Source organism: Streptomyces sp. 7-21 (assembly GCF_016741785.1).
In the GTDB taxonomy this organism is placed as follows: domain Bacteria; phylum Actinomycetota; class Actinomycetes; order Streptomycetales; family Streptomycetaceae; genus Streptomyces.
This window is the reverse complement of record NZ_JAERRL010000006.1, coordinates 317,187-341,936: the sequence shown is the minus strand read 5'-3', so window position 1 is coordinate 341,936 and position 24,750 is coordinate 317,187. Positions and strand designations below refer to the sequence as shown.

Sequence of the window (24,750 nt, the reverse complement as noted above, 5' to 3'; positions counted from 1 at the left end):
ATATCGTTAACGCTCAGGCCCTGCCGGGGATTCCCCGGCAGGGCCTGACGCTTTTCTCCCGGAATCCGGGAAACAACCCGTCAGTTCCGTAAGAGCGCGGTGCGCGGTCAGAACTGACGGTTCGCAAGGACCGTTTTACTCCGGGATGCGCAGCGTCAGAATCGCCATGTCGTCGGACGGAGCATCAGCCGCGAACCGTTCGACGGCACGCAGCACACGCGCGGCCACGGCGCCGGCCGTCAGGCCCGTACACGAGGCCAGCACCTCGGCAAGCCCGTCGTCGCCCAGCATGCGCGTGCCCTCACGGCGTTCCGTCACACCGTCGGTGACGCACAGCAGCACATCCCCTGGGTTCAGCGTGGCGGTCTGCTCGTACAGTTCCAGATCCGGAATGACGCCCAGCAGCGGCTGCGGGCTCGCCGCGGGGGTCACCTCCCCGTCGGGCGTCAGGCGCAGCGGCAGCGGATGGCCCGCGCACACCATCTTCAGATCGGCCCCGCCCTCGGCGCGCGGCCACAACTCCCCGTACAGCAGCGTGAGGAAACGGCCCCGGTCGCCCTCGTCGAGGATGGCCGCGTTGAGCCGCTCCAGCACGGCCGGCCCGCCCAGGCCCTCACGCGCGAGCAGGCGCAGCGCGTGCCGCGCCAGGCCTGTCACCGCGGCCGCCAGTGGTCCCGTGCCGCACACGTCGCCGATCGCGAAGCCGTACGCGCCCTCCCGGATGGGGAACAGGTCGTAGAAGTCGCCGCCGACCTCGTTGCCTTCACCCGCGGCGCGGTAGATGACCTCGACGTCCACGCCGTCCACCTGCGGCAGTTCCGGCGGCAGCAGGCTGCGCTGGAGCGACTGGCTGATGGCCGTGCGTTCGCTGTACAGCCGGGCGTTGTCGAGCGCCAGCGCCGCGCGCCGGGACAGATCCTCGGCGAGTTCCAGGATGTCCTGGCGGAATCTCTCGTCCGTGGGCTTGCCCAGGGCCAGCAGGCCGATCACGCGGTTTCTCGCCAGCAGCGGCAGCACCACGGTCTCGCCGCCGACGGCCGCGGCCGTCGCCAGGCTGGTGTCGGGCGTCCGCGGCGGCGGCAGCTTGCCGAGGGCGAGGCTGCGCAGCGACGTGCGCAGCGTCGTGTTGTGCGCGGCATCCGCGGGCGCGGTCCACAGCCGCACCCCGAGCGAGCTGTCGGGATCCGGCGGATCCACGCGCTCCAGCAGCTGCTTGATGCCGTCGATCCGCTCCTCGTCCTCGTGGAGCACGTACGACAGCACCGGGTCGGAGCCCTGCTCCGGGATCGTGTACACGGCGCACCAGGACGCCAGCGTCGGCACCGTCATCTGGGCCATCAGCGCCAGCGTCTGGTCGCGGTCCAGCGTTCCCGCCAGCAGCTCGGACGCCTCGACGAGGAATGCGAGCGAGCCGCGGCGCAGCCGCTCCAGCTCGGTCAGGCGGGCCGACTCCACGGCGAGCGCGATCCGGTCCGCGGCGAACTGCAGGCGCAGGGCCTCCTCGTTCCCGTAGCGGCCCGGGGTCTCGGACGCCACGCCCAGCGATCCCGTCAGCCTGCCCTCGACCTTCAGCGGCACGGTCACCACCGCGTGCATGCCGGTGCCCGACAGCAGCGGCACGGCGCCCGGGGAGGTCGCGATGTCCTCGTGCACGGACGGCATCCGGGCCGAGCCGTAGCGCCCGCTGCTGGCCTCGACGGGGACCCGGGCGAACCGCTGCCGTGCCGATGGCAGACCCGTCGTCGCGCGGACTTCCAGCTCGGTCTCGTCGTCGGTCGCCAGCAGCAGGAAGGCGGCGTCGCCGTCCAGCATGTCGCGGGCGCGCTCCACCGTGCGCTGGAGCAGGCCGTCGAGATCGTCGGGCGGGGGAGAGCCGATGAGGGCGTCCAGCGAGTCGCCGTGCCCCCGGTCGAAGGCGTCCGCGGCCGGGGCGTGGACCGGCGGCCGGGCGGGGCTCTGCAGGACGGCGCGCTCCTGCTCCCGCACCAGCAGGCAGACCGTGGACGGCTCGCCGTGCGCGTCACGGATCCGCAGGTGGCAGGCGTACACGGGGATCGTGCGGCCGCTGGCGGTGCGCATGCCGTAGCTGCCCTCCCAGCGAGAGAGAGTCAGCGCCTCGGCGATCCCCGTGCCCGTGCCGGGCGTCTGGGGCCAGGCCGCCAGGTCGGACAGCGGCTTGCCGATGACCTGGTCCGCGGTGTAGCCGAACAGCTCCCTGGCGTCCTCGTTCCAGGCGGTGATGGTGTCGGCGCGGTCTATCTGCAGGACCGCGACGAGCACGCGGGTGTCGCCGACCGGCAGCACCTCGTCGGGCAGCACGGGCCCGGCGGAGCGGGTGCCGACGGGAAGCGCTTGCTGGTCCAGCCGGAACCACACGCACTTGTCGACGGTCGTGTACTCCACTCCCCAGCGCGAGGCGAGGGCCGCGCAGAGCATCAGGCCGCGCCCGCCCTCGCTGTTGACGTCCACGTGGCTGCGGGAGAGCTCCAGAACCGGCAGCTCCCGCTCGGGGTGCCGGTCCACGACCTCGATGCGGACGCCGTCCGTGTCCCGCAGGCAGCGCACCTCGGCCGAGGTGCCCGCGTGCACCACGGCATTTGTCACCAGCTCGCTGGTGAGCACCACGGCGTCCTCGATGAGGTCGGCGAGGCCCCACCCCTGGAGCGTGTCGCGGACGAATCCCCGCGCGGTCGCGACCGAGCGCCCAACCGGTTCGAAGGTGGCCGCAGCCCGCGCGGTGATCACGTCATTCCCCCAAAAGGTCTTCTCGTCGCTACCTGGATGCCTCGCGCACAACCGGATGCCAGGTTACTGACGCTCGGTGGCCCCTCGGACGGCGCATCCATGGATTTCCCCCGGACTGGGAAGCAGCTGTGTGCGATGCTGCCGAACTGTTATCGCCCCGCCCGGTGGGAGTGAAACACTGGGATCGCCCGGTGTGCACGCCCGGGTGAACCGCCAAGCCTGTGGGAGGGACTCGGTAGTGTCTGACGGAGCGGTGGCGCACGGCAGCACGCGTGCGCGGAAGACGAGGTCCCGGCGCAGCGGCACCGTGGAGGTGGATGCCGCCGAGCTCCGGCGGCTGCTCTCCGCGCTGGAGTCCATGCGTGACGGTAACCTGCGCAAACGCCTGACGGTCACGGGCGAAGGTCCCATGGCCCAGGTCGCCGCCGTCTACAACCAGATCGCCGACCGCAACCTGCACCTTACCGGGCAGATTGCCCGCGTCCGGCGGGTCGTGGGGCGTGAGGGGAAGCTCACCGAGCGCCTGGAGACCGGTGCCTGCGAGGGCGCCTGGGCGAAGGCCATCGACGACGCCAACGACCTCGTCGAGGACCTCGTCCGCCCCGTCTCCGAGATGGGCCGCGTGCTGGAGGCCATCTCCGAGGGCGACCTTGAGCAGCGCATGGACCTGCGCGCCCAGCTGCCCAACGGCAGCGACCGGCCGCTGCGGGGCGAGTTCCTCAAGACCGGCCGCACCGTCAACGGCCTGGTCGACCAGCTCGCCGAGTTCACCCACCAGATGCGGTGGCTGACCACGGAGGTCGGCACCCAGGGGCGTCTGGGCGCACAGGCGGACGTGCACGGGATGTCCGGCAGCTGGCGTGCCCTGACCGAGTCGGTGAACTCGATGATGGCCCGGCTCACGGCGCAGTTCCGCGACATCCTGACCGTGACCAAGTCCGTCGCAGCGGGCGATCTCTCCAGGAAGGTCACCGTCCATGTCTCCGGGGAGATGCTGGAGCTGAAGAACACCGTGAATGCCATGGTGGACCAGCTCTCGTCGTTCCAGTCCGAGGTCACACGCGTGGCCCGGGAGGTCGGCACGGAGGGGGTGCTCGGGGGGTACGCCCGCGTCGACGACGCGTCGGGGGTGTGGAAGGACCTCACCGACTCCGTCAACCAGATGGCGACCAACCTCACCAAGCAGGTGAGGGAGATCTCTGCCGTCACCACCGCCGTGGCCAACGGCGACCTGTCCCAGACGATCACGGTCTCGGCGAGCGGCGAGGTGGCGCAGCTGGCCGAGACGATCAACGCCATGACCGGCACGCTGCGGTCGTTCGCGGACGAGATGATCAGGGCGGCGCGCGAGATCGGCACCGAAGGCCGGCTCGGCGCCCAGGCCCGCGTGCCGGGCGTCGCCGGGGTGTGGGGTGAGCTGACTGACTCGGTGAACACCGCCTTCGACAACCTCACGCGCCAGGTGCGCGACATCTCCCAGGTGACGACGGCGGTGGCCAACGGCGATCTGTCGCAGAAGGTCACCGTGGACGTCTCCGGCGAGATGCTGGAGCTGAAGAAGACCGTCAACAAGATGGTCGACCAGCTCTCGTCGTTCCAGTCCGAGGTCACACGGGTCGCCCGCGAGATCGGCGACGAGGGCAAACTGGGCGGGCAGGCGTCCGTGGTGGGTGTCGCCGGGGCGTGGAAGGACCTGACGGACTCCGTCAACACGGCCTTCCGCAACCTGACGGGCCAGGTGCGGAACATCTCCCAGGTCACCAAGGCGGTCGCCAGCGGTGACCTGTCGCAGAAGGTCACGGTCGACGTCTCCGGCGAGATGCTGGAGCTCAAGGACACCGTGAACACCATGGTCGACCAGCTGTCCTCCTTCGCCGACCAGGTCACCAGGGTCGCCACCGAGGTCGGCATCGAAGGACGCCTGGGCGGCAAGGCCGAGGTGCAGGGTGTCTCGGGCACCTGGAAGGCGCTGACGGACTCCGTCAACGAGATGGCGAAGAACCTCACCGACCAGGTCCGCAACATCTCCACGGTGACGGCCGCCGTGGCCAACGGCGATCTGTCGATGAAGATCACCGTGGACGCCCGGGGCGAGATCCTGGAACTGAAGGACACCGTCAACACGATGGTGGACCAGCTGTCGTCGTTCGCGGAGCAGGTCACCAAGGTGGCGCGTGAGGTGGGCACCGAGGGCCGTCTCGGTGGCCAGGCACAGGTGTCCGGCGTGGCCGGCGTCTGGCGCGACCTGACCAATTCGGTGAACGACATGGCGTCCAACCTGACCGATCAGGTGCGGAACATCTCCCAGGTGGCCTCGGCGGTGGCCCGGGGCGATCTGTCGCAGAAGATCACGGTGGACGCGCGGGGCGAGATCCTGGAGGTCAAGAACACCGTCAACACGATGGTGGACCAGCTCTCGTCCTTCGCCGAGCAGGTCACGCGCGTGGCCCAGGAGGTGGGCACCGAGGGCCGCCTGGGCGGCCAGGCCGAGGTAGAGGGGGTCTCGGGCACCTGGAAGGACCTCACCCAGTCCGTCAACAACATGGCGGACAACCTCACCTCGCAGGTGCGGAACATCGCGGAGGTCACCAAGGCTGTCGCCAGCGGCGACCTGTCCAAGAAGATCACCGTGGACGCCCGGGGCGAGATCCTGGACCTGGTGACCACGGTGAACACGATGGTCGACCAGCTGTCGTCGTTCGCCGACGAGGTGACCCGGGTCGCCCGCGAGGTCGGGACGGAGGGCCGCCTGGGCGGCCAGGCGCGGGTGCGCGGCGTCTCCGGTGTCTGGAAGGACCTGACCGACAACGTCAACCAGATGGCGCGCAACCTGACCACGCAGGTCCGCGACATCTCCGTGGTCGCTACCGCTGTGGCCAACGGCGACCTGACCAAGAAGGTCACCGTCAAGGCCAGCGGCGAGGTCGCGCAGCTCGCCGACACCGTCAACCGCATGGTGGCGACGCTGTCGTCGTTCGCCGACGAGGTCACCCGCGTCGCGCGCGAGGTGGGGACTGAGGGCAAGCTCGGCGGCCAGGCGCGCGTCCCCGGTGTGGCGGGCACCTGGAAGGACCTCACCGACTCGGTGAACGACATGGCGTCGAACCTGACGGCCCAGGTCCGCAACATCATCATGGTCACCAAGGCGATCGCGCGCGGTGACCTCACCCAGAAGATCGACATCAATGCCTGGGGCGAGATCCTCGAGCTGAAGAACACGATCAACACCATGGTCGACCAGCTCTCGGCCTTCGCGGAGCAGGTGACGCGGGTGGCCCGCGAGGTGGGCACCGAGGGCAAGCTCGGCGGCCAGGCGCACGTGCCCGGTGTGGCGGGCACCTGGAAGGACCTCACCGACTCGGTGAACGAGATGGGCGGCAACCTCACCCGCCAGGTGCGCGGCATCACCCGGGTCGTCAACGCCGTGACCCGCGGCGACCACGGCGTCAACATCGACGCCGACGCGGCGGGCGAGATCCTCACCCTGCAGGAAAAGATCAACGCGATGATCAGCAACCTGCGGGAGACCACGAAGACCAACCAGGAACAGGACTGGCTCAAGAGCAACATCGCCCGCATCTCCGCCCTGCTCCAGGGCCGCCGCGAACTCCGCGACGTGGCCGACCTGATCATGAGCGAGCTGGCCTCGGCGGTCGACGCCAAAGCGGGCGCGTTCTACTTCGTGTCGTCCACGGACGACGGCTCCGACATCATCACCGGCCCCGGCGAGGACGGCTCCTACGAGCTGCGGATGATCGGCGGGCACGGCGTGGACGGCTCGGTCCGCCAGCGCTTCCAGCCGGGGGAGTCGCTGGTCGGCGCCGCGGCCGAGGAACGCAGGACGATCCTGTACGGGCCGACGACCGAGGGCTACCTGCGGATCAGCTCGGCCCTGGGCACCTCCAGGTCGGCGTACGGCATCGTCATGCCGGTGCTGTTCGAGGGCAGCGTGCTCGGCGTCTTCGAGCTGGTGGCCTTCAAGCCGTTCACGCAGATCGAGCGCGACTTCCTCAGCCAGATGGCCGAGATGATCGCCACCAGCCTGAACACCATCATGGCCAGCACCCGCACGGAAATGCTGCTGAAGCAGTCCGGCGAGCTGAACGAGGAGCTCCAGCTCCGCTCGGCACAGCTGGAGGAGCAGCAGGCGGCGCTGCGCGCCTCGAACGAGGAGCTGAAGGAGAAGGCCGAACTCCTCGCCGAGACCAACCGCAACATCGAGGTGAAGAACTCGGAGATCGAGGAGGCGCGGCGCGGCCTGCAGGAGCGTGCCGAGCAGCTCGCGGTGTCGATGCGCTACAAGTCCGAGTTCCTGGCGAACATGTCGCACGAGCTGCGCACGCCGCTGAACTCGCTGCTCATCCTCGCCAAGCTGCTGTCCGACAACGCCGAGGGCAACCTCTCGCCGAAGCAGGTGGAGTTCGCCGAGACGATCCACGGCGCGGGCTCCGACCTGCTCCAGCTGATCAACGACATCCTCGACTTGTCGAAGGTCGAGGCGGGCAAGATGGACGTCACCCCGAGCCGCATCGCGCTGGTGCAGCTCGTCGACTACGTCGAGGCGTCGTTCCGCCCGCTGACCGCCGAGAAGAACCTGGAGTTCGCCGTCCGCGTCTCGCCGGAGCTGCCGGCCACGCTCTACACCGATGAGCAGCGGCTGGTGCAGGTGCTGCGGAACCTGCTGTCCAACGCGGCGAAGTTCACCGACTCCGGCTCGGTGGAGCTGGTCATCCGTCCCGGCGGCGACGACGTGCCCAGCGAGATCCGGGAGCAGATGCGCCGGAACGGCTCCGTCGCCAGCGCCGATGCGCCGCTGATCGCCTTCGCGGTCTCCGACACCGGCATCGGCATCGCCGCCAGCAAGATGCGCGTCATCTTCGAGGCGTTCAAGCAGGCGGACGGCACGACCAGCCGCAAGTACGGCGGCACCGGGCTGGGGCTGTCCATCAGCCGCGAGATCGCCCGGCTGCTCGGCGGCGAGATCCACGCGGCGAGCGAGCCGGGGCGCGGCTCGACCTTCACGCTGTACCTGCCGTTGCAGCCGACCGAGGTGCCGCCGCCCGGCTATGGCCGCCTCGACACGGGCGGGCGGACCGGCGAGTCCGTCTCCGCGCCCGAGGAGCCGGCTGCCGCCGAGCCCGCCGCGCTCGAGCCGGCGCCCGCTCCGGTGCTGCCGGCGGCGCCCGACCGCCCGGCGCGGGAGGCCGGCGCGGCCGCCGAGCGGGCCGCCGAGTCGCTGACCCGGCGCCACCGGCAGCGGGCCGCCGCCCCCGGCGGCGCCGTGGGCCAGGAGCCGGCGCCCGGCGGGGACGAGGCGTACCCGGCCGGTCTGGCGGAGCCGGGCAGGACGCCCGGCGGTCCGGAGGAGACGGCGGCGGCCCCGGCGGCAGAGGCGAAGCGGCGCCGGAAGTTCCGTGACTTCCGGGGCAAGAAGGTGCTCATCGTCGACGACGACGTGCGCAACGTGTTCGCCCTCACCAGCGTCCTGGAGCAGAACGGCCTGAAGGTGCTCTATGCCGAGAACGGCCGTGAGGGCATCGAGGTGCTGGAAGCCAACGAGGACATCGTCCTGGTGCTGATGGACATCATGATGCCGGAGATGGACGGCTACGCCACGACCGCCGCGATCCGGCGGATGCCGCAGTTCGCCGGCCTGCCGATCATCGCGCTCACCGCCAAGGCGATGAAGGGAGACCGGGAGAAGAGCATCGAGTCGGGGGCCTCGGACCACGTGACCAAGCCGGTGGACAACGATCACCTGCTGGAGGTGATGGCACACTGGCTGGAAGGCACGGCCGGCCGGAGCAAGGATGCCGCCAAGAACGACGCCGGGAAGCACACTGGCAGCGACGGCGGCGCGACGACCGGTAAGGAAGGGCGGCCGTAGGGAACTTCCGGGCGGCAGGGGGCGTTCTCCCCGCAGGAGCAACCCTGTTCGCCCGTCCTGCGCCCGCGTGATATGGTGACGCAGCGCGATGTGCTGGTCACCTGACGTCGGGTGCGCGGACGGCGAGACGGGCAGCATCATCGCAGGCTGAGCGGGGGTTAGGCTGGAGTGCTTGGGCTGTCTCGCGACGTTGCGGGACCGGGCGGGCGGCCGTCGAGAGTGGCGGAAACGCCCGCCGTGCTGGCGCGCGGGCCAGCACGGATGCCAGCATGTCCGGCACAGGACCGGGCGGCGTGAGTGAGCCGTCCATGACTACGGCGCGGAACCGTGCCGCAGGGGCGAGGAGGACAGGCCATGGTGCAGAAGGCCAAGATCCTCCTGGTCGATGACCGGCCCGAGAATCTCCTCGCGCTCGAGGCGATTCTCTCGGCGCTCGATCAGACGCTGGTCCGGGCATCGTCAGGGGAAGAGGCGCTCAAGGCGCTGCTCACGGACGACTTCGCGGTCATTCTGCTGGATGTCCAGATGCCGGGCATGGACGGCTTCGAGACGGCGGCGCACATCAAGCGCCGGGAGCGCACGCGGGACATCCCGATCATCTTCCTGACGGCCATCAACCACGGCCCGCACCACACCTTCCGGGGCTACGCCGCGGGCGCCGTTGACTACATCTCGAAGCCGTTCGACCCGTGGGTGCTGCGGGCGAAGGTCTCCGTCTTCGTCGACCTCCACAAGAAGAACGTGCAGCTTCGCGAGCAGGCCGCGCTGCTGCGCCGGGAGCTGGAGAGCGCGCTGCCCCCGGACGCCGAGCCGCGTCCGGGCGGGCTGCTGCCGGAGCTGTCGGCGCGGCTGGCAGCGGTCGAGGAGACAGCCGAGGCGCTGGTGAAGGAGCTGAACGAGTCGGGCGGCGGCCCGGCCCTGTCCACCGCGTCCCACCTGGAGCGCAAGCTCGCGGGGCTGCGGGGCGCGCTTGACGCCCTCCAGCCCGGCTCCGAGGAGCCTGACGCGCTGGACGAGCAGCCGTCCTGACCCCCGCGGCCCGCGCGCCGTGATCCGTGCCGCGCCCGCGCGAGGCCGGTAATCTCACCTCCATGGCCTCACGTACGTCCGGCAAGGGTTCCTCCAGCGCGCGCGCCGGGCGCAGCGGCGGCGGCAAGGGGCCCGCGAAGAAGACGGCGGCCAGGAAGCCGCCCGCCAGGAAGCCCGCGCCGTCCCCCACGGCCGGCCAGCTCGCCTACCGCGTGCTGCGCGGGGTGTGGATGGGCATCGCGCGGCCGGTCGCGGCTCTGCTGCGCGGGATAGGGCAGAGCGCCAAGGGACTTGACCCCGCGCACCGCAAAGACGGGCTTGCCCTGCTGCTGCTCGCCCTCGGCCTCGTCGCCGCCGCAGGCACCTGGTCGAACCTGCTGGAGGGGCCGGTCGGCGACGGCGTCACCCTGCTCGTCACCGGTGCGCTGGGGCGCCTGGACGTCGTCTTCCCCGTGCTGCTCGGCTTCCTGTCGGTCCGTCTGTTCCGGCACCCGGAGAAGCCCGAGGCCAACGGGCGCATCGTCATCGGGCTCACCGCGCTGCTCGTCGGCGTGCTGGGGCTCGTGCACATCGCCACCGGCGCACCGTCGCGCAGCGAGGGCGCGCAGGCGCTGCGTGACACCGGTGGCCTGGTGGGCTGGGCCGCGTCGCTGCCGTTGATCCGCGCCATGGGCGAGCCGCTGGCCGTGGCGCTGCTCGTGCTGCTCACGGTGTTCGGGCTGCTGGTGGTGACGGCCACGCCCGTCAACGCCATCTGGCGCCGGCTGCGGCAGGCCGCGGTGGCCCTTGGCCTCGCCGAGGACACGCCGGCGCGGCGTCCCGGCCGGTCCCGTCCCCGCACCCCCCACCGCCGCGCCGCCGCGGACCGCGACGGCACCGGAGCCGGCGACGAGTGGGACGACGGGTTGGGCGGCTTCGAGGACGACGACGGCTACGAGGCGCGCGACCAGCGCGCGGACCCCGGGGCTGGCGGCGAGTTCACCCCCGTCGAGCACCGGCCCGCCCGCCGCGGGCCCCGCCGTGCGGGCCGCCGGAAGGGCGGCGATCCGGTGGACGTCGCGGACGCCGCCGCGGCGGACCTCGATGGCGCCGTCGTGCACGGTGTCGACCCCGATCCGGTCGTGGCCAGCCTCAGCAGCGAGGTCACCGGCAGCCCCAGGCGCCGCGCCACGCCCTCCGGGACCAAGCCCCGCAAGTCCGGCGCTGCCGCACCGTCTGCCGGGCCGTCCGCGGGGTCCTCCGCGGGGTCGTCCACCGGCGCGGGATCTGCCGCCGGGGCCCCGCCGCGCAGCGTGCCCGACCTGACCAAGAAGGAGCCGGAGCCGGCCGGCCCGCTGCCGCCGCGCGCCGAGCAGCTCCAGCTCTCCGGGGACATCACCTACGCGCTGCCCTCGCTCGACCTGCTCAGCCGGGGCGGCCCGGGGCGCACCCGCAGCCCCGCCAACGACGCCGTCGTCGACGCGCTGACGACGGTCTTCGCCGACTTCAAGGTCGACGCCTCCGTCACCGGCTTCACCCGGGGCCCGACGGTCACCCGCTACGAGATTGAGCTCGGGCACGCCGTCAAGGTCGAGAAGATCACCGCGCTGGCGCGGAACATCGCCTACGCCGTGGCCAGCCCCGACATCCGTATCATCAGCCCGATCCCCGGCAAGTCGGCCGTCGGCATCGAGATCCCCAACAGCGACCGGGAGATGGTCAATCTCGGCGATGTGCTGCGCACCGCCGCGGTCACCGAGGACCATCCGCTCGTGGTGGGGCTCGGCAAGGACGTCGAGGGCGGCTACGTCACCGCCAACCTCGCGCGCATGCCGCACCTGCTGGTGGCCGGCGCCACCGGATCCGGCAAGTCCAGCTGCATCAACTGCCTCATCACGTCCCTGATGATGCGTGCCACCCCTGAGGACGTGCGGCTGGTGCTGGTGGACCCCAAACGCGTGGAGCTCACCGCCTACGAGGGCATCCCGCACCTGATCACCCCGATCATCACCAATCCGAAGAAGGCCGCCGAGGCGCTCCAGTGGGTCGTGCGCGAGATGGATGTGCGCTACGACGACCTCGCCGAGTACGGCTTCCGGCACATCGACGACTTCAACGCGGCGGTGCGCGCGGGCAAGGTCACCGCGCCGCCCGGCAGCGAACGGGAGCTGGCGCCCTACCCCTACCTGGTGGTCATCGTCGACGAGCTGGCCGACCTGATGATGGTGGCCCCGCGCGACGTCGAGGACGCCATCGTGCGGATCACGCAGCTCGCGCGGGCCGCGGGCATTCACCTGGTGCTCGCGACCCAGCGGCCCAGCGTGGACGTCGTCACTGGGCTGATCAAGGCCAACGTCCCGTCCCGTCTGGCGTTCGCCACCTCCTCGCTTGCCGACAGCCGGGTCATCCTCGACCAGCAGGGCGCGGAAAAGCTGATCGGAAAGGGTGACGGCCTTTTCCTGCCCATGGGCGCGAACAAACCGGTCCGCATGCAGGGGGCATTCGTCACGGAACAGGAGATCAGCGAGGTCGTCGCGCACTGCAAAGCGCAGATGGCGCCCGTTTTCCGTGACGACGTCACCGCCGGCACCGCCAAGAAGCGGGAGATCGACGAGGACATCGGCGACGATCTCGACCTGCTGTGCCAGGCCGCCGAACTGGTCGTCAGCACGCAGTTCGGCTCCACCTCCATGCTCCAGCGGAAGCTGCGCGTGGGCTTTGCCAAGGCGGGCCGCCTGATGGACCTGATGGAGTCGCGGGGCGTGGTCGGGCCCAGCGAGGGTTCCAAGGCGCGGGACGTGCTGGTGAAACCGGATGAACTCGACGGAGTGCTGGCGATGATCCGGGGGGAGACTCAGCCCTAGGGCCGAGGGGAGCTGACGGCCTTCCGGCCGGCGGCGGTGCCGGGGCAGGCATTCTCCGCGTTCCGGCCGGGGCCGCCAGCCGGAACGCCCCGGATGCCGCCATCAGGGAAGCAGCGGGAACCGGGCCATCCCCATGGCGGACAAAGTCGACCGGCCCGCTTGCCCGCTTTTTTCCTCGCGCCCCTAGACTTGACCCAAAGCACGTGGTTCCACGCTCGAAAGGCGCCCTCGTGTCCAACGGCAACTCCTTCGCCAAGGACCGGCCTTCCGTCGGTCGAACCCTTCAGCAGGCGCGCATCAGGGCAAAACTGACCGTGGACGAGGTCAGTTCGTCCACACGCGTGCGCATTCCGATCATTCACGCCATCGAACGGGACGACTTCTCCCGCTGTGGCGGCGACGTGTACGCGCGGGGCCACATCCGTACGCTGGCGCGCGCGGTCGGCCTCGATCCCGCGCCGCTCGTCGAGCAGTTCAACGCCGAGCAGGGAGCGCAGTCCGACCCGGCGCCGGCTGCGCCGCTCTTCGAGGCGGAACGCATCCGTCCCGAGCCCCGCAGACCCAACTGGACGGCCGCCATGGTCGCCGCGATCGTCGCGGTGATCGGGTTCGTCGGTTTCACGTTCTTCAGCGGCGGCGGGAACAACGATCCGGGCGCCGTCGCCGAGGACGTCGCCGAGGCCACCGCCGGGCCCACGGCCTCCGCGGAGGAGCAGGAGCGGCGGACCGGCGGGCCGGACCGCCCGGAGCCGTCCGAGAGCGCGGTGGCCGCCGCGCCCGCCGACAAGGTGACCGTGCGCCTGACGGTCGAGGAGGGCAGCAGCTGGGTCTCCGCTCGGGACAGCAGCGGCCGGCTGATGTTCGAAGGCGTGCTGGAGGACGGCGCGTCCGAAACGTTCACGGACGACGACCGGATCGACCTGATCCTCGGCAACGCCGGCGCTGTGACGCTCCACGTCAACGGCAAGGAGATCGAGGATGTCGGCGAGATGGGGCAGGTGCAGCGCCTGACGTACACGCCCGGCGACCCCGAGGAGGGCTGAGGCGCGGCGCCCCGCCGGCCCGGGAGCGGGCCGGGCGGGGCGCCGCGCTGTCGCCGGGACGAAGTAGGCTGAGATCATGTCCGAACGCCGTACCGTCGCCCTGGTCACTCTTGGCTGCGCCCGTAATGAGGTGGATTCAGAGGAGCTCGCGGGGCGGCTCGCGGCCGACGGCTGGGACCTCGTGGACGAGGCGGCACAGGCGGATGTCGCTGTCGTCAACACCTGCGGCTTTGTCGAGGCCGCCAAGAAGGACTCCGTGGACGCGCTGCTGGAAGCCAGCGAGCTGAAGACTCCGGGCGCGGGCGGGCGTACGCGGGCCGTCGTCGCTGTCGGCTGCATGGCGGAGCGGTACGGCAAGGAGCTGGCCGAGGCGCTGCCCGAGGCGGACGCGGTGCTCGGCTTCGACGACTACGCCGAAATCTCGGAGCGGCTGCGCACCATCCTCAGCGGCGGGTCGCACACGCCCCACGTGCCGCGCGACCGCCGCACGCTGCTGCCGCTGACGCCCGTGGACCGGCAGAACGCCAAGGTGAACGCCCAGGTGGCGGTGCCGGGCCACGGCGACGCTCTGGCCGACCTGCCCGAGGGGACGGCACCGGCCTCCGGGCCCCGCCCGCCGCTGCGGCGCCGGCTCGGCGGCGGACCGGTCGCGTCCGTGAAGCTCGCCTCCGGCTGTGACCGCCGCTGCTCCTTCTGCGCGATTCCGTCCTTCCGCGGCTCCTACGTCTCGCGGCGGCCCGCCGACGTGCTCGCCGAGGCGCGCTGGCTCGCGGAGCAGGGCGTCACCGAGATCATGCTGGTGTCGGAGAACAGCACGTCCTACGGCAAGGACCTGGGCGACATCCGGCTGCTGGAGACGCTTCTGCCGGAGCTCGCGGCCATAACGGGCCTGGAGCGCATCCGTGTCAGCTATCTCCAGCCCGCCGAGATGCGCCCGGGGCTCATCGACGTCCTCACCGGCACGGAGAAGATCGCCCCCTACTTTGACCTCTCGTTCCAGCACTCCGCCCCCTCGGTGCTGCGCGCCATGCGCCGCTTCGGCGACACCGGCCGCTTCCTGGACCTCCTCCGCACCATCCGTGACCGGGCCCCGGCGGCGGGCATCAGGTCCAACTTCATCGTCGGGTTCCCCGGCGAGACCGAGGCGGACCTGGCCGATCTGGCGCGCTTCCTCACCGAGGCCCGGCTCGATGCCATCGGCGTCTTCGGCTACTCCGACGAGGAAGGCACCGAGGCCGCCGGATACCAGGACAAGCACGCGCAGGAGGTCGTCGCCGAGCGCCTGGAGCGGGTCTCGCAGCTCGCTGAGGAGCTCATGTACCAGCGCGCTGAGGAGCGGATCGGCGAGCGCGCCGAGGTGCTGATCGAGTCACTCGGCCCGGAGGACGGCATCACCGCGTCCGGAGACGGGGAAGAGGACAGCGGGCCACTGGAGGGCCTCGAGGGAGTGCAGGGCCTCGAGAGCACGGAGAGGAAGGTGATCGCCGTGGGGCGCGGCGCGCACCAGGCACCGGAGACCGACGGCCAGATCCTGCTCGTGGGGGAGCGGCCGGGCGACTGGCGCCCGGGGCAGCTGGTCACGGCGGACATCGTTGCCACCCGGGGCGTGGACCTGATCGCGGTGGCGCGGCCCCCGGTGACGGACAGCCGCCCAGGGGCCGGCCAGTGACGGATATGCCGGCCTCGGCCGCCGGAGACGATCGGGGAGCGGGCGCCGTCCCACGGACGGCCGCTGCGGGCCTGTGGAACATCGCGAACGTCCTGACGATGGTCCGCCTGCTGCTGGTCCCGGCGCTGGTGCTGCTGATGTTCGCCGGCGGCGGCCATGATCCGGGGTGGCGCTCGCTGGCCTGGGCCGCGTTCACCATCGCCATGATCACCGACCTCTTCGACGGCGAGCTGGCGCGCCGCCGCAACCTCGTCACCGATTTCGGGAAGATCGCCGATCCCATCGCCGACAAGGCCATCATGGGGGCGGCGCTCATCTGCCTGTCGGCGCTGTCCGAGCTGCCGTGGTGGGTGACCGTGACGATCCTGGCGCGCGAGCTGGGCATCACCCTGCTGCGGTTCTGGGTGATCCGGCACGGGGTGATCCCCGCCAGCCGCGGCGGCAAGCTGAAGACGCTCACCCAGGGCATCGCCGTCGGGATGTACATCCTGGCCCTGACGGGCGTGCTGGCCAGCCTGAGGTGGTGGGTGATGGCCGCGGCGGTCGTGCTCACCGTGGGCACGGGACTGGACTATGTGCGGCAGGCGGTCGTACTCCGCCGGGCCGGCCTGGCACGGGAGCGGGCCCATGGGCAGTGACCCGGCCGCCCGGCTCGCGGCGCAGGTGCTCGGGCTGCTGGCGGACGGCGGGCGCACGCTCGCCGTGGCCGAGTCGCTGACCGGCGGGCTGGTGGCCGCGACGCTCACGGCCGTGCCCGGCGCCTCCCGGTCGTTCCTCGGCTCGGTCACCGCCTACGCGACGAGCGTCAAGCGGCATACCCTCGGGGTGGACGCCGCCCTGCTCGAGGAGCGCGGGGCGGTGGACGCCGAGGTCGCCCGGCAGATGGCGTCGGGTGTCCGGCGGCTGCTGGGGGCGGACTGGGGCCTGGCGACGACCGGCGTCGCGGGGCCCAGCCCTCAGGACGGCCAGAGTGTGGGCACGGTCTTCGTCGCTGTTTCGTCTTCCGGTACGGGGGGAGCCGTCGCGCAGCGGCTCAGCCTGGACGGTGACCGGGGCCAGATCAGGTCCGCGAGTGTACGGGCAGTGCTCGCTCTGCTGCGCAACGAACTCATCCTGCCGGCGAACGAAGCGGGACAGGATACGGAACAGAACGGAGACGATGGATGTTTGCAGCCCTGAGTGAACAAGACATCGCTCCCCGGCCGGTTGGAGTCCGAGGCGGTACGGTGGGGCATGAAGCAAGCGAGGCCAACGGTCCGAGGAGGGAGCCACCGATGATCCTGCTCCGTCGCCTGCTGGGTGACGTGCTGCGTCGGCAGCGCCAGCGTCAGGGCCGCACTCTGCGTGAAGTGTCCTCCTCCGCCCGGGTCTCGCTCGGCTACCTCTCCGAGGTGGAGCGCGGGCAGAAGGAAGCTTCCTCCGAGCTGCTCGCCGCGATCTGCGACGCACTGGAACTGCGGATGTCCGAGCTGATGCGCGAGGTCAGCGACGAGCTGGCGCTCGCCGAGCTGGCCCAGTCCGCGGCCAGCGACACCGTGCCGCCGCTGGGCGTCCCCGCTGGGCGCGGCCTGGCGGAGCGGACAATGCTCAACCCCGTCCGCGTGACATCCGTGCCGCACCGCCCCGACGACCACGTGACGATCAAGGCGCCCGCCGAGGCCGTCGACGTCGTCGCCGCCTGAGCACGGCGGCGTCCCGCCCACCGCAGGCGGGACACGCTCAGGGCCGCAGCCGCAGCCCCCGGGGGGTGGCGTGGAAACCCGCCTCCTCCAGCAGCGCGGCCCACCCGGGGTCGGCGAGCACGGCCACGCCGTTGATCCGTTCCACGGTCAGCGAGCTGACGGCCCCGTGCCGCACGGCCTGGGCCAGTGCCCGTACGGCCTGCCGCAGCGCTGCGGCACCCTCCTCGGCCGCCTCCCCGCTCTCCTCACCCGCCCAGGCCAGCAGCGTCCGGCCGCCGCGCTCCACGTACAGCCGCAGGCGCCCGCCGACCAGCACCACGAGGGCGCCCGCCTTCCTGCCGGGCTTGTGCGTCGCCGCGCCCGGCGGGTCCGGCCACGGCAGTGCGGCGCCGTAGGCATTCGCCGGATCGGCCGCCGCCAGCACCACGCCGTCCGGGACCTCGCCCGGGGACTGGCGCTCGGCCGCGGCGCCTGTCGCGCGGAGCCGGTCCACCGCCCCGTCCATGGCGAACTGGGCGGCGCCGAGCCCTTCCACGACGTAACCGCGCCGCGCCAGCCCCCGCTCCTCGAACGCGGACAGGACCCGGTAGACGGCGGCGAAACCGCCTTCGACACCCTCGGCAGCGACGGCACCCCGCGTCACCACGCCGTGCCGGTCGAGGAGCGTCTGCGCCAGGGCGTGGGCCCGCGGCGTCGGCTCGCTCTCCCGCTGAGGCAGCAGCGACCACCGGCCCGCGACCGTAGGCGGGCCGCTGGCGGCCCTGGCAGCGCCGCCCACGGCGAGGGAGCCATACCGGCCGCGGGGGGTCGTGCGGCGGGCGCGGTGGGCGGCCGAGCCTGCCGTCCGGCCCGAGCCGAGCAGGGCGCGCAGCGGGGCGAGCGTGTCGTTCGTCAGCCGGCCCGACCAGGCCAGCTCCCAGATCACCCCGGCCAGCGCCGCGTCCGTCGCCTCGTGCCCCGCGCCGCGCACGTGCGCCGCGATCTGGCGGAAGAACAGCCCGTAGCCCCCGGCGAGCGCATCGAGCACCGCCTGGTGCAGCGGTGACAGCTCCAGCGGCAGCGGAGGGGGAAGCAGCAGCGGGGCCGCATCGGCCAGGTAGAGGGAGATCCAGCCGTCGGTGCCGGGCAGCGCGCCGGCGCCCGCCCAGATCACCTCGCCGGCGGCCATCAGCTCGTCCAGCATCGGGGCCGCGTAGTCCACGACCCGGGACGGCAGCACCAGCCGCTCCAGGGCCGAGGCGGGCACGGCGGCGCCCTGCAGCTGCTCCACGGCGCGCGCCAGCCCGTCGACGCCGCGCAGCCCGCCGCTGGCCGGAAAGGAGCCGGCGTGCTGCCACTGCGGGAGGAACGCCGCCAGCGTGGCCGGGGGCACCGGCTCCAGCTCCTGGCGCAGCGCCGCCAGAGAACGCCGCCGCAGCCGCCGCAGCACCCCCGGGTCACACCACTCGTGCCCTTCTGCCCCTGGCCTGAACTCGCCTTGCACCAGCCGCCCGTCCGCGGCCAGCCGGTGCAGCGCGCCGTCCGTGACCGCGATGCCGAGCCCGAACCGGGCCGCCGCCTGCGCCGAGGTGAACGGCCCGTGGGTACGGGCGTAGCGGGAGAGCAGGTCGCCCAGGGCGTCTCTGACCGGCTCCGTGAACGCCTCGGGAACCCCCACCGGCAGGGCCGTGCCCAGGGCGTCCCGCAGGCGTCCGGCGTCCTCGACCGCGGCCAGGTGCTCCTGGCCCGCGATGCGGACCCGCAGGGCGCGCCGGGTGGCTTCCAGCTCCTCGGCCCACTCCGGCCGCGCGCCCCGCTCGGCCAGCTCCGCCGGGGTCAGCGGCCCCAGGACCCGCAGCGCGTCGGCGACCGCCTCGGCGTCCTTCAGGCGGCGGTCCTCGGTCAGCCAGGCCAGTTCGCGCTCCAGCTCGTGCAGCACGCCGGGGTCGAGCAGCTCCCGCAGCTCGGCCTGGCCGAGCAGCTCCGCCAGCAGCCGCGAGTCCAGCGACAGCGCCGCCGCCCGCCGCTCTGCCAGCGGGGAGTCGCCCTCGTAGAGGTACTGCGCCACGTAGCCGAACAGCAGGGAGCGGGCGAACGGAGACGGCTCGCGGGTCGTCACCTCGACCACCCTGACCCGCCGCGCCTCGATGTCGCCCATCAGCGCCGCGAGCCCGGGCACGTCGAACACGTCCTGCAGGCACTCGCGGACCGCCTCCAGGATGACCGGGAAGGAGCCGAACTCGCTGGCGACGGACAGCAGCTGGGAGGCGCGCTGCCGCTGCTGCCACAGCGGAGTGCGCCTGCGGGGATCCCGGCGCGGCAGCAGCAGCGCGCGGGCGGCGCACTCACGGAACCGCGCGGCGAACAGCGCGGAGCCGCCGACCTGGTCGGTGACCAGCTGGTCGATCTCGTCCTTGTCGAACAGGACGTCCGCCGCGCCCACCGACGGCGCCCCCTCTGCCCCGCCCGCCGCGCCGAACGGGTCCGCGGCGCTGTCCCCGCCGTCCAGCGGCCCGGCGTCCCCGAGCAGGTCGGTGTCCGGGAGCCGCAGCACGATGCCGTCGTCGGCGTGCAGCACCTGGGCGTCGACGCCGAACCGCTCTGTGAGCCGGGCGCCGAGTGCCAGCGCCCACGGGGCGTGCACCTGCGCGCCGAACGGGGAGTGCACCACGACGCGCCAGTCGCCCAGCTCGTCCCGGAAGCGCTCCACCACGATCGTGCGGTCGTCGGGCACGTGGCCCGTGGCCTCGCGCTGCTCGGCCAGGTAGGACAGGACGTTGTCCACCGCCCAGGCGTCCAGCCCCGCCCGCGACAGCCGCGCGCGGGCCTCCTCGGGCGCCAGCGAGCCCGTCTCACGCAGGAACGCGCCCAGGGCACGGCCGAGTTCGAGCGGTCGGCCGAGCTGGTCGCCCTTCCAGAACGGCAGCCGTCCCGGCACCCCGGGCGCGGGGGAGACGAGCACCCGGTCGCGCGTGATGTCCTCGATCCGCCACGACGTGGTGCCGAGCGTGAAGACGTCGCCGACGCGTGACTCGTACACCATCTCCTCGTCCAGCTCGCCCACCCGGCCGCCGCCCTTCTTCGGGTCGGCGCCCGCGAGGAACACGCCGAACAGGCCGCGGTCGGGAATGGTGCCGCCCGAGGTGACCGCCAGCCGCTGCGCTCCCGGCCTGCCGCGCACGGTGCCCGCCACCCGGTCCCACACGATCCGGGGCCGCAGCTCGGCGAAGGCGTCGGACGGATACCGGCCCGCGAGCATGTCGAGGACTGCGTGGTACGCCGACTCCGGCAGCGCGGCGAACGGCGCCGCCCTGCGCACCAGCGTGAGCAGCTCGTCCACGTCCCAGGTGTCCATCGCGGCCATCGCGACGATCTGCTGCGCCAGGACGTCCAGCGGATTGGCGGGGATGCGCAGCGCCTCAATGGCGCCCTGGCGCATGCGTTCGGTCACGACCGCGGCCTGCACCAGATCGCCCCGGTACTTGGGGAAGATGACCCCGGAGGACACGGCACCCACCTGGTGTCCGGCGCGGCCGACGCGCTGCAGCCCGGAGGCCACGGAGGGCGGGGACTCGACCTGGATGACCAGGTCGACGGCGCCCATGTCGATGCCGAGTTCGAGGCTGGAGGTCGCCACGACGGCGGGCAGGCGCCCGGCCTTGAGGTCCTCCTCGATCTGGCTCCGCTGCTCCTTGGAGACCGAGCCGTGGTGCGCCCGCGCGAGCACCGCGGGCGCGCCCCTGGCCGCGCCCGAGCCGCCCATCAGCGCGGCCGGGGCGTGCGCTTCGGGCAGCGGCTCGGCGGTGGTGCGCTCGTAGGCGATCTCGTTGATCCGGTTGCACAGGCGCTCGGCGAGGCGGCGGGAGTTGGCGAAGACGATCGTCGAGCGGTGGGCCTGGATGAGGTCCACCACCCGCTCCTCGACCGAGGGCCAGATGGAGGGCCGCTCGGTGCCGGGCCCCGCGCCGTCGGGCACGGGGGAGCCGCCGAGCTCGCCCATGTCCGGCACCGGTACCACGACGGACAGCCGGAACTCCTTGGCCGAGGAGGGCTGCACGATCCGCGCGCCGCGCTGGGGCGAGAGGAACCGCGCCACCTCCTCGACCGGCCGGACCGTCGCCGAGAGCCCGATCCGGCGCGCGGGCCGCGGCAGCAGCGCGTCGAGCCGCTCCAGCGACAGCGCCAGGTGGGCGCCGCGCTTGCTGCCGGCGACCGCGTGCACCTCGTCCAGGATGACGGTCTCCACGCCCGACAGCGCCTCGCGGGAGGCGGACGTCAGCATCAGGAACAGCGACTCGGGGGTCGTGATCAGGATGTCCGGCGGGCGGCGGGAGAGCGAGCGGCGCTCCGCGGCCGGGGTGTCCCCGGTGCGGATGGCGACCTTCACCTCGGGCTCGGGCAGGCCCAGGCGCACCGACTCCTGCCGGATGCCCGTCAGCGGGCTGCGGAGGTTCCGCTCGACGTCGACCGCCAGTGCCTTCAGCGGCGAGACGTACAGCACCCGGCAGCGGCGCAGCGCCTCGGCGGGCGGCGGGGTGGTCGCGACCCGGTCCAGCGAGGCCAGGAACGCCGCGAGCGTCTTGCCGGAGCCGGTGGGCGCGACGACCAGGACGTCCGACTCCTCCGCGATGGCGCGCCACGCGCCCTCCTGGGCCGGGGTCGGTGCCGGGAACGCCCGCGAGAACCAGGCGCGCGTCGGGGCGGAGAACCCGGCCAGGGCGGAAGCCGTGTCGTCCTCATCGTCCATACGCCCCATCGTGCACCCCGGCACTGACAGCGGCAGCGGACCGGCACCGGTGCGCGGGGGCCTCAGCGGCTCCGGCGGCTGAGGGGGTAGCCGTAGGCGCGCAGCGTGCGCAGCGCGTCGATGGTGGCCTCGGCGCGGCGTGCCGCCTCCGATCCGCCGGGCCAGCGGGGGGTGGCCGGCGGCCAGCCGCCGTCGTCCTGCTGCCGCGACGCCAGGTCCGCCAGGCAGCGTTCCAGGTCGCCGTCGGTGAACCACCGCCGCGCCAGGGAACGGGGCGTGGGCGCGAGGACGCACGGCAGCACCGGGCCGCCGGCCGGGCCCGACAGCAGCCGCCGCACGGTCCGGCCCAGCCGGTCGGCCGCGGCCTCGGCGCGGGGCCGGTCCCGGGCGCCGTCGAGGAAGGCGAGCGCCGCGGCGAGGCGTGCGGGGTCCTCGGTCCGCAGGTCCTCGACCGCCGCCCAGCAGTAGTCGGTGGCCCGGAACAGCCAGGCGTCCCAGACGTTGCCGCGGTGCAGCAGGCCCACGACGGGCCCGGTGGCGAGCAGGTCGCTGGGCGGGGACGCGCCCGGGTCCGGCACCGGCAGCCAGGGGGCGACCGGGTAGCCGTGCTGGGAGGGGTGGACGGCGGGCAGGGCGCCCTCGGGCGTGGAGACGGCGGTGAGGTAGCGGCAGAGGCGTTCGGTCCTGTGGCCGTGGCAGCGCCCGATCTCGTCGAGCACGCGCAGCGCGGCGGCGGCGTGCAGCGGCTGGCTGGCGGGGCCGCGCAGCCGGGGGTCGAGGGCGTGGCCGTAGCCGTGGTCGGGGTTGCGGTAGGCGGCGAGTGCGTCCTCGACGGCGTCGGGCGGGCCGTCGAGGAAGTGGTAAGCGAAGCGCCGCTGGTCCAGGACCCGGGCGGAGAGCCAGACGAAGCGCTCGGCGCGTGCGAGGGAGATTCGGTGGGCGGGCATCGCTGCGACCGTAGGGCCGGGGCGGGGAGGAGACAGGAGAACGGACGGGTAGTACCCGCTTGGCGGGATACTGGGGGCATGCGGTTGACGGACTTCTGGGGGCGGATGAGTGAGCACTTCGGCTCCTCGTACGCCGATTCCTTCGCGCGGGACCACGTGATGTCCGAGCTGGGAGGGCGGACGGTGTACGAGGCGCTGGAGGCTGGCTGGGACGCCAAGGACGTCTGGCGGGCGGTGTGCCAGGCGGTGGACGTGCCCGCGCGGCTGCGCTGAGCGCGGGTCCGCGCGCGGCCGCGGACCCGGGCGGGGAACTTGACATCAAATTCGAACACCCGTTCTTATGGGGGGATGTGAGGGACCGCGCCCCCAGCCGCCTGCGGGCCGGTTGTCAGTGGCGGGCGCTAGCGTCCGTAGTGTGAAGCGATCGAACCAGACGGACCGGGTGGCACCGATGGCAGGTACGGACCGCGAGAAGGCGCTCGACGCCGCGCTCGCGCAGATTGAGCGGCAGTTCGGGAAGGGCGCCGTCATGCGCCTGGGGGAGCGGCCGGACGAGCCGGTCGAGGTGATTCCCACCGGGTCGACGGCGCTCGACGTGGCCCTGGGCGTGGGCGGGCTGCCGCGCGGCCGCGTCGTCGAGGTCTACGGCCCGGAGTCCAGCGGCAAGACGACCCTCACGCTGCACGCCGTGGCCAACGCCCAGAAGGCGGGCGGCACGGTCGCGTTCGTGGACGCGGAGCACGCCCTGGACCCGGAGTACGCGAAGAAGCTCGGCGTGGACGTGGACCAGCTGATCCTCTCGCAGCCGGACAACGGCGAGCAGGCCCTGGAGATCACGGACATGCTGATCCGCTCCGGTGCCCTGGACCTCATCGTCATCGACTCCGTCGCCGCCCTGGTGCCGCGCGCGGAGATCGAGGGCGAGATGGGGGACTCCCATGTCGGCCTCCAGGCGCGGCTGATGAGCCAGGCGCTGCGGAAGATCACCGGCGCGCTGAGCCAGGCACGGACGACGGCCATCTTCATCAACCAGATCCGTGAGAAGGTCGGCGTGATGTTCGGCTCGCCGGAGACGACGACCGGCGGGCGCGCGCTGAAGTTCTACGCGTCGGTGCGGCTGGACATCCGGCGCATCGAGACCCTCAAGGACGGCACCGAGGCCGTGGGCAACCGCACCCGCGTCAAGGTGGTGAAGAACAAGGTCGCCCCGCCGTTCAAGCAGGCGGAGTTCGACATCCTCTTCGGGCAGGGCATCAGCCGCGAGGGCGGGCTGATCGACATGGGCGTGGAGCACGGCCTGATCCGGAAGTCCGGTGCCTGGTACACCTACGAGGGCGACCAGCTCGGCCAGGGCAAGGAGAACGCGCGGAACTTCCTGCGCGACAACCCCGACCTGGCCAACGAGATCGAGAAGAAGATCAAGGAGAAGCTCGGCATCGGCCCGAAGACGGAGAAGCCGGAGGGCGGGTCCGGGAAGGATGCCGCGAGCGTGCCGCAGCCGGCCGCGCCGTCCGCCGCGAAGTCCCGGTCCGCCAAGGCCGTGGCCGCCGCGGCCAAGAGCTGACAGTGACGCGGCGCAGCGAGTGGCCACAGGAGCGGGCGGCGGGCCCGCACCAGGACCGCGGTGGTCTCGTCCCGTCGAGGGCCGGGGCGAGACCACCGCACGCCTCCGCGGATCCTGAGCACCGGGCGCGCGCGGTCTGCCTGCGGCTGCTCACGGGCGCTCCCCGCAGCCGCGGTGAGCTCGCCGCCGCCCTGCGGCGGCGGGAGTTCCCCGGCACGGTCATCGAACGCGTCCTGGACCAGCTCACCGAGGCGGGTCTCATCGACGACGCGGCGTTCGCGGACGCCTGGGTGGACTCCCGGCATCACGGGCGCGGCCTGGCGCGCCCGGCCCTGGCCCGGGAGCTGCGGGCCAAGGGCGTGGACGCCGCGCTGATCGAGGGGGCGCTGTCGCAGCTGGACGCCGAGCGGGAGGAAGAGACGGCCCGCGCGCTGGTGGAGCGGAAGCTGCGCGCCACCCGGGGGCTGGATCCCGCCAAGCGGCTGCGCCGCATGGTCGGGATGCTGGCGCGGCGCGGCTACCCCGAGGGCATGGCGGTGCGGGTGGTCCGCGAGGCGCTGCGTGAGGAAGGGCAGCCCGAGGACGCCGAGCTGCTGCCGTACCCGGACGACTGAG

General features: G+C 72.6%; 14 protein-coding genes. 11 read left to right on the top strand and 3 right to left on the bottom strand.

Annotated features, from left to right (window positions below):
* Positions 1-135: 135 nt before the first annotated feature.
* Complete coding sequence (locus JK356_RS10775; protein ID WP_201867402.1) at positions 136-2,745, bottom strand: SpoIIE family protein phosphatase; 2,610 nt, start codon at positions 2,743-2,745, stop codon at positions 136-138.
* Positions 2,746-2,983: 238 nt separating this feature from the next.
* On the opposite strand from JK356_RS10775, the gene JK356_RS10770 reads away from it, so the two are divergent.
* From JK356_RS10770 to JK356_RS10735, 8 genes are all read left to right on the top strand, one after another.
* On the top strand, positions 2,984-8,632 hold the full coding sequence (locus JK356_RS10770) for a HAMP domain-containing protein (RefSeq protein ID WP_307815520.1): 5,649 nt from the start codon (positions 2,984-2,986) through the stop codon (positions 8,630-8,632).
* Between the two features lie 354 nt (positions 8,633-8,986).
* A complete protein-coding gene (locus JK356_RS10765) occupies positions 8,987-9,661 on the top strand; it encodes a two-component system response regulator (RefSeq protein ID WP_201867401.1) in 675 nt (224 codons plus the stop codon).
* A gap of 62 nt (positions 9,662-9,723) precedes the next feature.
* Positions 9,724-12,504, top strand: coding sequence for a DNA translocase FtsK (locus JK356_RS10760; protein WP_201867400.1), 2,781 nt, complete (start codon positions 9,724-9,726; stop codon positions 12,502-12,504).
* A gap of 230 nt (positions 12,505-12,734) precedes the next feature.
* Entirely contained in the window at positions 12,735-13,547 is an 813-nt protein-coding gene (locus JK356_RS10755; RefSeq protein ID WP_201867399.1) for a helix-turn-helix domain-containing protein, read from the top strand.
* Positions 13,548-13,623: 76 nt separating this feature from the next.
* Positions 13,624-15,216 carry a 30S ribosomal protein S12 methylthiotransferase RimO gene (gene rimO, locus JK356_RS10750; protein WP_201867398.1) on the top strand — a complete coding sequence of 531 codons (1,593 nt, stop codon included), beginning with the start codon at positions 13,624-13,626 and terminating at the stop codon, positions 15,214-15,216.
* On the top strand, positions 15,105-15,854 hold the full coding sequence (gene pgsA / locus JK356_RS10745) for a CDP-diacylglycerol--glycerol-3-phosphate 3-phosphatidyltransferase (RefSeq protein ID WP_236671134.1): 750 nt from the start codon (positions 15,105-15,107) through the stop codon (positions 15,852-15,854). Before rimO ends, pgsA begins: the two co-directional genes overlap by 112 nt.
* Complete coding sequence (locus JK356_RS10740) at positions 15,844-16,395, top strand: CinA family protein (RefSeq protein WP_201867397.1); 552 nt, start codon at positions 15,844-15,846, stop codon at positions 16,393-16,395. Before pgsA ends, JK356_RS10740 begins: the two co-directional genes overlap by 11 nt.
* 95 nt (positions 16,396-16,490) lie before the next feature.
* The gene (locus JK356_RS10735) at positions 16,491-16,898 is read left to right on the top strand and encodes a helix-turn-helix domain-containing protein (RefSeq protein WP_201867396.1); all 408 of its coding nucleotides are present in this window, start codon (positions 16,491-16,493) and stop codon (positions 16,896-16,898) included.
* 37 nt (positions 16,899-16,935) lie between these two features.
* Here the strand turns inward: JK356_RS10735 and JK356_RS10730 are convergent, their stop codons facing one another.
* Both JK356_RS10730 and JK356_RS10725 read right to left on the bottom strand, forming a co-directional pair.
* Entirely contained in the window at positions 16,936-21,624 is a 4,689-nt protein-coding gene (locus JK356_RS10730; RefSeq protein WP_201867395.1) for a DEAD/DEAH box helicase, read from the bottom strand.
* A 62-nt stretch (positions 21,625-21,686) separates the two neighbouring features.
* Positions 21,687-22,571, bottom strand: a complete 885-nt coding sequence (locus JK356_RS10725) for a hypothetical protein (RefSeq protein WP_201867394.1) — start codon at positions 22,569-22,571, stop codon at positions 21,687-21,689.
* 78 nt (positions 22,572-22,649) lie between these two features.
* Between JK356_RS10725 and JK356_RS10720 the strand changes: the two genes are divergently transcribed.
* From JK356_RS10720 to recX, 3 genes are all read left to right on the top strand, one after another.
* The gene (locus JK356_RS10720) at positions 22,650-22,844 is read left to right on the top strand and encodes a DUF3046 domain-containing protein (RefSeq protein ID WP_201867393.1); all 195 of its coding nucleotides are present in this window, start codon (positions 22,650-22,652) and stop codon (positions 22,842-22,844) included.
* 178 nt (positions 22,845-23,022) lie between these two features.
* Positions 23,023-24,135 (top strand): recombinase RecA, encoded by a 1,113-nt coding sequence (gene recA / locus JK356_RS10715; RefSeq protein ID WP_201867426.1) that lies wholly within the window; start codon positions 23,023-23,025, stop codon positions 24,133-24,135.
* A gap of 2 nt (positions 24,136-24,137) precedes the next feature.
* Entirely contained in the window at positions 24,138-24,749 is a 612-nt protein-coding gene (gene recX / locus JK356_RS10710) for a recombination regulator RecX (protein WP_201867392.1), read from the top strand.
* The last annotated feature ends 1 nt before the right edge of the window (position 24,750 follow it).

What these genes read in the sequence shown, in the direction of transcription:
- rimO (WP_201867398.1), top strand. Translation starts at nt 13,624, where the DNA reads ATGTCCGAACGCCGTACCGTCGCCCTGGTCACTCTTGGCTGCGCCCGT.
- JK356_RS10720 (WP_201867393.1), top strand. Translation starts at nt 22,650, where the DNA reads ATGCGGTTGACGGACTTCTGGGGGCGGATGAGTGAGCACTTCGGCTCC.
- JK356_RS10730 (WP_201867395.1), bottom strand. Translation starts at nt 21,624, where the DNA reads ATGGACGATGAGGACGACACGGCTTCCGCCCTGGCCGGGTTCTCCGCC.
- JK356_RS10725 (WP_201867394.1), bottom strand. Translation starts at nt 22,571, where the DNA reads ATGCCCGCCCACCGAATCTCCCTCGCACGCGCCGAGCGCTTCGTCTGG.
- JK356_RS10735 (WP_201867396.1), top strand. Translation starts at nt 16,491, where the DNA reads ATGATCCTGCTCCGTCGCCTGCTGGGTGACGTGCTGCGTCGGCAGCGC.
- recA (WP_201867426.1), top strand. Translation starts at nt 23,023, where the DNA reads ATGGCAGGTACGGACCGCGAGAAGGCGCTCGACGCCGCGCTCGCGCAG.
- JK356_RS10760 (WP_201867400.1), top strand. Translation starts at nt 9,724, where the DNA reads ATGGCCTCACGTACGTCCGGCAAGGGTTCCTCCAGCGCGCGCGCCGGG.
- JK356_RS10765 (WP_201867401.1), top strand. Translation starts at nt 8,987, where the DNA reads ATGGTGCAGAAGGCCAAGATCCTCCTGGTCGATGACCGGCCCGAGAAT.
- JK356_RS10740 (WP_201867397.1), top strand. Translation starts at nt 15,844, where the DNA reads ATGGGCAGTGACCCGGCCGCCCGGCTCGCGGCGCAGGTGCTCGGGCTG.